Here is a 12,572-nt window from a genome sequence, read left to right on the forward strand (position 1 = left end):
GTGTAATTATCTCCTTTCTAGAATTAATTTTCGTAAATTTTCGAAAATCTTTGTCTAAATTATAGCATTTACCATTTTAACTGTCAATACAATTATACCAAAACCTTACATAAAAGTATGTGAATAAAGCTATCTTAATTCACAAATATTTATGCTTATTTTTAGCATAATCACGAATTAATTTTAACTTATTGTAAATCGCATTTGAAGGTAGTATACTTTTTGTTAAGTATTGTATATTTATCATATAATACAAAAGGAGGATAAAATGGCTACTATTAAAGATATTGCCAATAAGTTAGGCATAGCTGTTAGTACCGTTTCGAAAGGACTTAATGGAGCTAGTGATATTAGCGATGAAATGCGCCAATTAGTACTTGATACAGCTGTTGAGATGGGGTATTCTTCTAAAAAGATGCGCAAACAAGGGAATCGCAAAGTGTGCATATTGATAGAGAATATGGATTATGAGAATATTGACCAGTTTGGTTACGAAATTGTAGTTGGTTTTAAACTCTCTGCAGCTAGACGTCACTGGGATGTAACAGTTATTCCTACAAATCTAAATATGCAAACACAAGAGAAATTCGATACCTATATGCTAAAGAACGGATATAGCGGTGCATTTTTACTTGGTTTTTCCCTTCATGATGATTGGGTAAATCAGCTTCATAAAACAACTGTTCCAACCGTATTATTTGATAACTACATAGGAAACAATAATCATGTAGGTTATGTCGGAACAGACAGTTTTGAAGGTATTAATAATGCAGTTGCACATCTATATGAACTTGGACATACAAAAATCGCATTCTTAAATGGTTCAAAAAACTCAATGGTATCTGAAGAACGTTATCAAGCCTTTGTACAGAGTATGGAATCATGTGGATTAACACCTCGTGAAGAACTAATTGAGTATGGTTATTATGTTCCAGATTGTGCAAAATATCACGTTCCAACTTTTCTTAAAAACGGAGCAACTGCAATTATATGTGCAAGTGACTTGATTGCATCTGGTGTTATATCTGAACTAACGAAAATGAATCTTCGAGTACCAGAAGACGTAAGTGTTATCGGTTATGATGATCTGCCTATTGCCTCTCAACTTAATCCACCACTTACAACAATAAGGCAAGATCGAATTGACTTAGGTAAGAGTGCTTTCTTGTTATTAGACGGTTTGATTCATAACGTAACAATTAGTAAGCTGTTATTACGTGCTAAATTCATTAGCAGAGGTTCAACTGGTGAATGTTCTAACACCGCAGTTGCTAAGAAAACAGCAGAAAAAATAACTGAATAAAAAAGGAAGTTTGCTAATGCAAACTTCCTTTTTTATTCTTAATCTACTTATCTATGCACGGAATCCTCGTTCCCTTTGATTTGGATCCACATACATCTCATTCAAAGAACCTTTTCCATACGTTAATCCAGCATACACTTGTTGTGTATTACTCATTAATGGCTCCCTTTTATCTTGTTTAGCAACTTCAATAAACCCTTTCAGTAAACTAGAAAGGACCTTATTCGCACTTTCAAGAGGTCCAATTTCTTTTTTTAATGTAGCCTGAATAAGTTGTTTATTACAATATAGATATAACTGCATCAAGTCATAAGAAACTGGATATTTAAAATCTAATGTATTAATCAACTCATTTACAAACTTAACTGCATGGTCCAAATCGCGTGTAAACTTTGTATAATCCTGCGCGCTGAACGCCTCTTTTGCACTCTCTATATCTTTCATTATAATCTCATAAACAATTACTACAAGTTCACTCCCATTAGCCTGCGTTATTCTTGCTGTAAAAGCTCTCAAATCCTCATTATTCATAATTTACACGCATACCTTTCCTACTAATATTAACCTTGAAGTAATGAAAGAATTGTTTGCGGACGTTGATTTGCCTGTGCAAGCATGGAAGTACCAGCTTGTGATAATACTTGCATCTGTGTATATTGTGCCATCTCTTCCGCCATATCCGTATCTTCAATTCTTGATAATGCTTCTGTCATGTTTTGGCCCGTTGTATCAAGGTTAGCAATAGAATGCTCTAAACGGTTTTGGTAAGCACCTAATTTTGCACGAATAGAAGATACTTCTGTAATAGCATCATCGATTTTAGTAATTGCTTTTTCTGCACCTTCTTGTGTAGTCATGTTAACAGTATCAATACCTAATGTTTTTGGTGTGACTTGTGGAATTCTAACTTCCATTGTTTGTCCTTCGTTAGCACCAATTTGTAGAATCATTGGGCCTGATGACAATACATCGATCTTAATCTCTTCGCCTACTACAGCATTCTCACTAATTTCAATCTTCATACTGAAACCACTATGATCTGTAATTGTAACGTCCTTTCCATCAGATGATGTTGTCGCTGTTGAGTTAAATTGACTATCTACGTTTTGATATTTGTTCCCAACACCCGTCGCATAAGATATCTTTGCATCCTCACCAAGTGTTGCTTTGACTGATGTACTATCAAATCCTAAACTTGTTGCAAGTTCATCACTACTAGAATTAATTTCAATTTTATAATTAGAACCATACTGTTCACTAGTAAAGGTCATAGCTTTTGTAGTATCATCCATACTAACTTTAATATTCATAGAGTCACCAAGATTACGAATCTTTTCATAGATATCATCTACTGTGTCTGTATCTAGGATTTCAATCTCTTCTCCATTAAGACAGAACGTACCACTAACTCCACCTGTAACGCCATCTGGTACTTCATATTCTGTTTGTGTAGGTACTTGATCAATTGTAATCAAATAAGAACCAACACCAACACTATCTGACAAAGAAACTAGATTTGCAGTTGAATCACTACTATATGATTTTCGATCAATATCACCATTTAATAATTTCTTTGTATTAAATTCTGTCGTATCTGATATTCTTCGAATTTCTTCGTTTAATTGATCAATTTCTTTTTGTATGGCTTCTCTATCTGAGTTTGTGTTAGTACCATTAGATGCTTGTACTGCTAGTTCTCTCATTCTTTGTAACATAGAACCAACTTCTGATAATGCGCCTTCTGCTGTTTGAATAACTGAGATTCCATCTGAAGCATTATTAGAAGCTTTTTCTAAACCTGCAATTTGTGTTCTCATCTTTTGAGAAATTGCCATACCTGCTGCATCATCTGCTGCACGGTTAATTTTTAAACCAGAAGATAATCTCTCTAAACTCTTGTCCATCTTACTATTCGTTGTATTAAGATGCATGTTTGCTTTTATTGCCGAAATATTATGATTAATTCTCATTGTATCACCGTATCCTCTCTTGTTTCATATATATCTTACATATACGTAACTAAATCCGTAGTGTTTCTATTGTTTTTCTTGTTCCATATTTTTCACTAATATAACAAAGGATTTTGCAACTTGATACAATTCCTTGGTTGTAACATTAGCTGCTTCATCGGAAGCCTTAGCTTCATGATTCGAATTAAGTCCTCTTGCCTTATACGACCTACCACTTAATTTCTCAACTCCAATATCCATTTGTCCAAGAGAAATATTTTGCTTTTCTAAGTTATCTGTAATTACTCCAATATTACTCTTTACCATTTCACTGGCTTCCTGGTTATCACATAAGATAAGCCCTTTTGCTTGTCTATCATGTACTTTGAACTCAGCTTCTATTGTTCCATAACGGTTTGATTGTACTGACATGGTAACTTTACTATCTTGCTTTCCTGAATTATTAATTACAGTCAAAGAAATATTCGTAATGCTATCGCCAACTTTAACCGGTATATCATAATACTCGTTACGGTTCAATACATTGGATAACTTAATTGCCCCACGTAATATCTGAAAATCATTAACTTGTTTTGCATTAATATCTGGATTACTTATCTGATTACTTAGTACAGTATCAGCAATCTGGGCAAAACTTGATAAACCTTTTTGTAAACTTTCTTTATCTTCAAATGTATCTACGATAGAATTCAATGCTTCTTCTACTTGTTGCTCCCAATCATTATTGGAATCTGTATTGGTATGTTCTATATCCTTGGCATTATTTAAGATTTGCTTAAATACATTAGGATTGTAATTAAGTAAGACCTGCGCTTGCCTAATGGATTGAATACTTACTGGAACATTATGACCTGAAAGGAAACTGATAGTCTCATCACTACCTTGCGCTAGATCTCGAATCTCTTTTACTTGTTCATCGTAGTATTCCTGTTTAATTTTCGAATCTTCAGGCGTATCATTAAGCATATCACGTAGTTTTTCTAGTGAAAGCCCTGACCACCCTTCATTCTCTACTATATCTTTCATCTGGGATGGTGAGATATTTGCTAGAATGTCTTGTAATAACATCTGATTATAACTTGTGGTAGATTCGGAGTTATTGTTATTGCTTTCATCTGTTTCCTCAGTTCCAAATCCATTATTAATCTGAGTTGTAATAGAATCCGATTTGTAAGTTATGTCAGACAACATGCCAAATGAGTCGTCTATTACCTTATTCATGCTTCCAGATCTCTTCGTTCTAACTTCTGTAAGGAGATTTCCAAGTGTAATATCTCTTCCACTCTTTACTAATGAACCGATTGCTGCACCATCTGTTTTCTCAACATTATGAAGCAAACGATATATACCAATATAAGCATCCCTTTCGCTCTGTGTAATTCCATCTTGTTTTTCTAGTTTACGTAGATATCTGGCATATCCATCTTCATCCGAGATTCCATTCTCATCCTTAAACTGTTTAATCTCTTGGTTCAAGGCATCCAGCGGGATATCTATTGGATTTTTATTCTCACGAATGAAATCCATCGTTACAGAAGGGGTAAGATTTTTTAGTAGATAATTTACCTTCTCATCATATTCCTTCATTAACGTAATATTTTCACTAGTTATCTCCATTCCATTGTATCCAAGCATTCTTACAGCTCTTTGATTTGCTACCGTATCTTCAAGATTTAAGGAATCTAAGATTTCGGTCATACTATTCTTGAATGCTTTTTGTATGGAGTCACCCATATCTTGTCTTGGCATTGTCATTAATGTCTCATAAGATTCATTAGCCGTAGCAAACTTGGCCTGACAACTTGTTCCTGCTTCATGTAAGGCTGCAATCGTAACGCTCTCTCTACTTGTAAATGTATCAGCAAGTAGATTACTTGGCATCCACTTTAATTCATTTACCTTTTGCGTTGTATCCCTAAGAATAGCAATATTCTCAGAAGTCTCAGCCATTTTACTTTCTTTTAGCAAGTTTTTATAATATTCATCTTCAATATTACGAAGTTCTTCTATAACTCTTTCAAGACTTGTTGTATCAATAGAAATACCTTTGGATACCATCTTTTGCCCCGATTCTAATGTCATCTTCAATCGAATCTCTTCTAATTGACGCTTTGTCTCAACCGCCTTAATATCAATTTCGCTGGCTACAACCACATTAGCAGGGGTAATATTAATTTGTTCTTGTTCCTTCTTAAGAAGCTCTATTGTTATCTCTTTTCTATCATACTTCTTCGTAGTTTGGACAATTGCTTCATCCGTAATTGACTTAACATCTTCAATTAACTTCTCTATATCATCGTTACCTGTTTTCGTAAGTACAGTATCTTCTACCATATTACCTTGCTCCATGGTATGAATCATTTGGTCTAAAACCTTAGATGAACTATATGTATCTTTTAACGTAATAAGAGTATCTAACTTGTTCAGTGTTTCTTTCGTTAATGGTAGTTCATTATCCAGGATCCATCTTGCTTGGTTTCTAGTTTCTTCGTTAACCTCAAACCCAGCTTCTTCTATAACATTATCTATCTGGCCTTGTATCGCTTCATAATCTTGGTCAGATAATGCACTTGTTTCTTTCACAAAAGCACTATAGCTTGCCTTATATACATTTCCTATTGTAATATCTAATTCATTGTTGATTAGATACTCAAATGAGTTACTTGATAGATTTGGAATTGTTTCAGCCAAATTCATACCATTCAATAGCTTTGATATATTTGATTGTGTAATTGGTAAATTACTACTCTCAAGTTTTTCTATTATTTGTTCTGCATAAGGAGACGTTTTCAGGATATTCTTAGCTATCTTCTCAACATCTTCCTTAAACTCTTTATTATTCTCTATCTGTTTCTCAATACTTTGTTCTTTTTCAGTTCTTTGTTCTTTAATACGACTTAAAGCTCGTTCTAGTCGTTCTAATTCGTACTGCTTATAATCATAACCTTCTGCTTCAAGATCCTCACTGTCTTTACCTGTCATCCGGTTTGCAGTCTCTTCTAAATCTTCTTCTGTATCTTTTTTCTTATTCTCAGCTGCTTCTTCTAATCGTTTATTAAAAGAAGTCTGATCTGCTTCCACCTTAGTGCAATATGCTTGTATACTCTGAGCAGACTCTTTATCGATTCCAACTTCCTTAAGAACAACACTCGTAGCGGATATATCCATTATCTTAAACTTCTTAATAGCACCTTCCGTGGCACCTTGCACTGACGATTTGGGAACATTTAATTCTTTGCCATTAAAGTTGATGGAAATCTGATCCGAAACGCTTGTTATTATCCCTTCAATTTCATCTCCCTTTTTTCCTAACGACAAGAGATTATCACTATCTGCTTTTGTTGATGTTATATCTGTACCAGATACCTGGGAATTAACATTTTGTACGTTCATTGATTTCACTCACCTCTTTATTTTAATCTAGTCTCACTATAATGTATTTCGACCATAGCAAGCAAAAACTTAAGCTAAATTAATAAAAAAGTGATTTTATAAAACAGTAATACAAACAAAATAGGACTCATTAAAAAGGTACACCCGCCACAAGCGTACGTTTTAATAAGTCCAATTTCATAACAGTCTTTGCCCTCTTACGTTCCCCAACGTCAACAAATCCTTTAGTCATTTTACTGTTTAACGACCTTCTCTATCTTATCAAGCTTTGTAAGATTTGTCAATAGATAAGCTGTTTTATATTATTTCTTTGTTAGATTTTCGATTCATTTCGATTTAATGTGCCTTGTTTCTTTCAAAAGTGCACTATATATTTATAATCCATCCCTTTATTCAGTGAAAGTAAACATCATAAACGATAGTCCCGGTACCTCTAATTTTATCTTATAAGGCTGATTATTATATTCTCTCTTTACCGCTTTAGCCGACGTAATAACTCCATTGCCTTTTCCACCAAATTCAGATGCATCGGAATTAAAAATCTGTGTGTAAGTTCCTGGTGCAGGAACTCCTATTTCATAATTTTGTCGGTCTACAGGAGTAAAGTTACATACGCATAGAAGATGATTTTTCTGTGTTGTTCCTCTTCTAACAAACGCTACTAAGCTCAGTTCTGGATGCATATTATCAAGCCACTCAAATCCATTTGTTTCACAATCATTTGCATAAAGAGCATTATACTTTTTATATAAATGATTTAGGCTTTTTACATATTGTTGCATCTGTGCATGCCTTTCATACCCTAGTATCCCCCAATCAAGACTCCTTGCTTCACTCCATTCTTGCCATTGGGCAAATTCCTGTCCCATAAATAATAATTTCTTGCCGGGATGGGCGTACATAAAACCATAAGCTACGCGAAGATTTGAGAATTTATCATCATATTCTCCTGGCATCTTCTGAATCATGGAACCCTTACCATGTACAACCTCATCGTGAGATAATACTTGTATGAAATTCTCGCTATATGCATACATCAGACTAAATGTTAACATACGGTGATTAAACTGTCTAAAATATGGATCTAATTTCATATATTCTAAGAAATCGTTCATCCATCCCATATTCCACTTATACAAAAAACCAAGACCATTCATTGATGCTGGTGCGGTAACTCCTTGCCAAGAAGTAGATTCCTCTGCAATCATCATTGCCCAAGGTAATTTTTCTTGAACAACCGAGTTCATATGACGAAAGAACTCAACAGCATCTAGATTCTCCTTGCCACCATTCTTATTAGGAATCCAGTCCCCAGCATTCCTACCATAGTCAAGATATAGCATCGAAGCTACTGCATCTACTCGTAGTCCATCTATGTGGAACTCCTTTAACCAAAACAAAGCATTGGCAAGCAAGAAATTACTGACCTCTTTCTTTGAATAATTAAATACATACGTACCCCACTCTTTATGTTCTCCCATCTTAGGATTTGGATAATCATATAGGGGTTGCCCGTCAAATCTACTAAGACCAAAATCATCTTTAGGAAAATGTGCCGGTACCCAATCCAAGATGACACCAATCCCTTTTCTATGAAGATAATCTACAAAAAACATAAAGTCTTCTGGCTTTCCATAGCGTCTCGTTGGTGCATAATATCCTGTTACTTGGTAGCCCCATGACCCATCAAAAGGATGCTCGGCTATTCCCATCAGTTCAACATGGGTATATCCCATATCAGCCACATATTCTGCTACTTCTACAGCTAATTCACGATAATTATAGAATCCATCTTCTGTATTATCATTATGTTTTCTCCATGACCCTAGATGCATCTCATAGATAGACATAGGCTCTTGTCTCAAAGATGTACGATCTTTCTTATATTTCTTTCTCTCCCACTCCTTATCTTCCCAACTATAACTTGTTAAATCAGCAACAATAGATGCATTCTTTGGTCTGAGCTCTGATGAATTAGCATAAGGATCTGACTTGTATACTATTACATCATCTCTAGTCCTTATCTGATACTTATACACAGCTCCCACTTCCACACCCGGAATAAATAATTCGTGTATACCGGAAGTTTCTAACATACGCATAGGATGCAGCCTTCCATCCCAACAGTTAAAATCACCAACAACACTAACCTTTCTAGCATTGGGTGCCCACACTGCAAAATAGGTTCCCTTAACCCCATTAACAGTCATCACATGAGCTCCTAGCTTCTTATATATCTCATAATGGGTTCCATGACTAAAAAGATGCGTATCTAGATCTCCGATTAACGAGTCAAAGGAATATGGATCTGCGACTGTAACGGTGGTATTATCCATGTATCTGGTTCGTATTTCATATGATTTAATTTCATTTCCCTCATTCAATACTACATACAGTCCCTTATTCTCATATGGTAGCATAGGATATTCTCTATTCGTTTTTTTATCAATAATCACTACTTCACTGGCATTAATACGAAATGTGATAAATAGTTGTCCCTCCTCAACTTTATGCATACCCAATAACTGATGAGGGTGATTATTAATTTCTCTATACAGTTCGTCTAATTCAACCTGATTAATATACTTACTTACCTTCTCAACCATACTGTAACCCTACCCTTCTTCTCCTTGCTACGTAATTTAGGCAATTGCGAAACTCTTAGTAGTAATTACCTATAACAAATCTATTCCTTATTTCACACATTGTAAGACCATTCCATTATTTGGTGGAACCTTGATATCTAATTTTCCATTCTCTACTGGATATTTCACGTCTGTTAATAAATTGCATACTTCCCCACAAGATACAGGTAATGAAACATTAATTGTTGCTTCATTATCATCATTATTAACTATTATTACTGTTGCTTCTTCCTTATCAACTCTTGCAAATGCATACTGACGATTTGTAAGAAGCAACTCCTTATATTCCCCTTGTTGTAATGTCTGGTTTTCTTTCCTAATTGCTGCTAGCGATATAAGAAGCTTCGTTAATGATTCACATGTATTCTTACTTGGACTCTTTGTGTAATCAGATAATACTATTCTTGGTCTAACCCCATCATCTGAGTTATTTTCTTTCTTACCCTCGATTCCAAATTCAGAACCATAATAAATCGATGGAACACCTGGTAGAGTATATAGTAGAATGTATACTGGTATAAGATGCTCTTTATTCGTTAATTTATTATAGATTCTATCTACATCATGATTATCTACAAAGCTATAGAGGTTAGCATTCTTAATAATGCCTCCATCTGGATCAAATAATCTCTTAGCAGTATGTGCTATCTCGAAATAATTGTGGTCGTTGTGTCCTGAATACAATCCTTTATGTAATTCGTAATCAGTTACACTATGTAACATCTCATCATTAACCCATCTGCTGTAATCGCCATGGATTACTTCTCCCATTAGCCAGAAATCTTCTTTTACTGTATTGCAAAAGCTTCTCATTTCTTTCATAAATTCAAAATCCAGTACATCTGCACAATCTAAGCGAATACCATCAATATCAAATTCATCCACCCAGAATTGTATTACATCAAATATATATTGTCTTACCTCTGGATTTTTCTGATTAAATTTGGCCAGTAATTGATATCCTCTCCAGCCTTCATATGAAAATCCATCATTATATTCTGTGTTTGAACCAAAATTTACGTTACAATACCAATCTCGATACTGTGAATTTTCTCTCTTTTCTCTTAAGTCTTTGAATGCAAAGAACTCTCTTCCTGTATGATTAAAAACCCCATCTACTACAACTTTAATTCCATGTTCATGGCATTGCTTTACAAAGTAGATGAAATCCACATTGTCACCTAGTCTACGGTCTACTAGTCGGTAATCCGTCGTTTCATATCCATGCCCTACCGACTCAAATAAAGGGCCAATATATAAGGCATTACACCCCAGTTGTTCCATATGAGGTATCCATTCTTCTAATTCCTTCATTCTGTGGGTAGTGGTAACCCCATCATTCAATTTCTCCGCTCCACACAAACCAAGTGGATAGATGTGATAAAAAACTGCCTTGTCATACCATTTTATCATTGTTATCTTATGCTCCTCTCTAAATATATATCTTAATGTCAGGATTGTATTTGTGTCTCTTTAAGTAAATATGCAAAACTCACATCCACCTAGCGTTGCTTATTACACTACAATACCATACATAAACTGATGGACAAGAGAATAGATTGTCTTGTCATCGACAAGCTGCTTATTCGGATCTTCCCTCTCATAATATACAAGTATATAGTTGTTCAATATTCCAGAAAAACCTATAGCAAATTGTTCCTGCCTTCCATTCATATTCCCTAGATACCCTGCTGCTTGTTCAAAGATTCCACGTATTATAGCAAATTGTTCTTTCATATAAGGACTAATTGCCTTATACGTCTCATTCTCTCTAGCAGAATAGAATAATGATAAGGTGAGGTAATAGAATCTCATATCAGATTCCGCTATGGTGAACATTGTCTTTGCATAACGTTCTAGCGAATATACTAGATCTCCGTTATAATACGCCGCTTTTCGCAATTGATCATTCATCTTACAGCAACGTTCCTGTAAAAGCGCCTCCAAAAGACCATATTTACTTTTAAAATAATAATACAAAGTAGGCTTGGTTATTCCCGCCAAAGTAACTATCTCTTGAACACCTACCGCGTCATAACCTTTCTGATAGAATAGATTTAACGCACATTCTAGTATCTTCTCTCTGTTATCAAGTTCTTGTAATTGTTCCACCATACACCTCCAATATTCATTGTTAAGTTTAGTATACCAATCGGTATACAACCTGTCAATACATATGTTAGAGGAGAGTTATTATCAAGGTCCATGCTGCAGGTATAGAAAAGACAGCTACAGATCATCTATTATTAATACATTATTATTAATATAAGTACGCTTCATAGAATTATTGGTACTTATATCAAAATTTTACATAATATATATTGACATTTAAAAGCACATGGTTTATCATCAATATATGAACAATTATTCATATATTGATATATTAAGTATTAAAGGAGAGATACTATGCCAGATAAAAAACACGTCGAAACCTGCTCTTGTAAATGCGTACATGAAGATCTCTTGAATTCTGTAAAACCAGTAATGCCAGATGAAGAGATACTATATGATTTAGCAGAACTTTTCAAGATATTTGGTGATACAACACGAATAAAAATCTTATGTGCACTTTTTGAATCTGAAATGTGCGTATGCGATATCGCTGAACTACTTAGCATGACACAATCTGCAATTTCTCATCAGCTTCGTGTTCTGAAATCTGCCAAACTAGTTAAGAACCGTAAAGAAGGAAAAGTTGTCTACTACTCCTTATCCGATGACCATGTAAAACGAATCTTTGATCAAGGTCTTTCACATGTTCTTGAATAAACCTACTAATAATTACTATGAAAGGAGCTTACTATGGAATCAAAAAAGTTCGTATTTAACTTAGAGAATCTTGGTTGTGCGAATTGTGCTGCTAAGATGGAAAAGAAATTAAAATCCTTAGATGGAATTGATGAAGTCCAAATTAATTTTGTTAATAAAAAGCTATTTCTTACATTCCAAGAGCCAAAACATTTAGCAGACTTACAACCAACTGTGCAAAAAATCTGCAGTGGTATCGAAAGTGAAGTAATTGTATCCCCTATACAATCCGTTGCAAGCACAACTACTGTAGAACCTTTCTCCGATCAACACGAGAAACATGACGCTTGTGGTTGTGGTGGTCATCATCATGAGGAACACGAAGACTGTGGTTGCGGTGGTCATCATCATGAAGATCACGATGACTGTGGTTGTGGTAATCATCATCATGAGGAACATGGAAATCACAAGCACGAAGAGCACTCTTCCAATCACACACATAACCACTCACAC

At 34.7% G+C, this 12,572-nt stretch carries 9 protein-coding genes; 3 read left to right on the forward strand and 6 right to left on the reverse strand.

The window, feature by feature from the left end; all coding sequences use genetic code 11:
- Positions 1–268: 268 nt before the first annotated feature.
- Positions 269–1,303, forward strand: a complete 1,035-nt coding sequence (locus ACW2QF_RS13000) for a LacI family DNA-binding transcriptional regulator (protein ID WP_455716436.1) — start codon at positions 269–271, stop codon at positions 1,301–1,303.
- Positions 1,304–1,354: 51 nt separating this feature from the next.
- Here the strand turns inward: ACW2QF_RS13000 and ACW2QF_RS13005 are convergent, their stop codons facing one another.
- The 6 genes from ACW2QF_RS13005 to ACW2QF_RS13030 form a co-directional block, all read right to left on the reverse strand.
- The gene (locus ACW2QF_RS13005) at positions 1,355–1,834 is read right to left on the reverse strand and encodes a flagellar export chaperone FliS (protein ID WP_455716437.1); all 480 of its coding nucleotides are present in this window, start codon (positions 1,832–1,834) and stop codon (positions 1,355–1,357) included.
- Between the two features lie 29 nt (positions 1,835–1,863).
- The gene (locus tag ACW2QF_RS13010) at positions 1,864–3,273 is read right to left on the reverse strand and encodes a flagellin N-terminal helical domain-containing protein (RefSeq protein WP_455716438.1); all 1,410 of its coding nucleotides are present in this window, start codon (positions 3,271–3,273) and stop codon (positions 1,864–1,866) included.
- Positions 3,274–3,339: 66 nt separating this feature from the next.
- Positions 3,340–6,666 (reverse strand): DUF6240 domain-containing protein, encoded by a 3,327-nt coding sequence (locus ACW2QF_RS13015; protein WP_455716439.1) that lies wholly within the window; start codon positions 6,664–6,666, stop codon positions 3,340–3,342.
- A gap of 389 nt (positions 6,667–7,055) precedes the next feature.
- Positions 7,056–9,272 carry a 1,4-alpha-glucan branching protein GlgB gene (gene glgB / locus ACW2QF_RS13020; RefSeq protein WP_455716440.1) on the reverse strand — a complete coding sequence of 739 codons (2,217 nt, stop codon included), beginning with the start codon at positions 9,270–9,272 and terminating at the stop codon, positions 7,056–7,058.
- A gap of 87 nt (positions 9,273–9,359) precedes the next feature.
- The gene (locus tag ACW2QF_RS13025) at positions 9,360–10,724 is read right to left on the reverse strand and encodes an alpha-amylase family glycosyl hydrolase (protein WP_455716441.1); all 1,365 of its coding nucleotides are present in this window, start codon (positions 10,722–10,724) and stop codon (positions 9,360–9,362) included.
- 102 nt (positions 10,725–10,826) lie between these two features.
- A complete protein-coding gene (locus ACW2QF_RS13030) occupies positions 10,827–11,423 on the reverse strand; it encodes a TetR/AcrR family transcriptional regulator (RefSeq protein ID WP_455716442.1) in 597 nt (198 codons plus the stop codon).
- A 294-nt stretch (positions 11,424–11,717) separates the two neighbouring features.
- On the opposite strand from ACW2QF_RS13030, the gene ACW2QF_RS13035 reads away from it, so the two are divergent.
- The gene (locus tag ACW2QF_RS13035; protein ID WP_455716443.1) at positions 11,718–12,080 is read left to right on the forward strand and encodes an ArsR/SmtB family transcription factor; all 363 of its coding nucleotides are present in this window, start codon (positions 11,718–11,720) and stop codon (positions 12,078–12,080) included.
- A 33-nt stretch (positions 12,081–12,113) separates the two neighbouring features.
- Positions 12,114–12,572: cation transporter (locus tag ACW2QF_RS13040; protein ID WP_455716444.1), on the forward strand; the 459-nt coding region annotated here is incomplete at its 3' end.

The sequence above is a fragment of the Anaerosporobacter sp. genome (assembly GCF_965301125.1).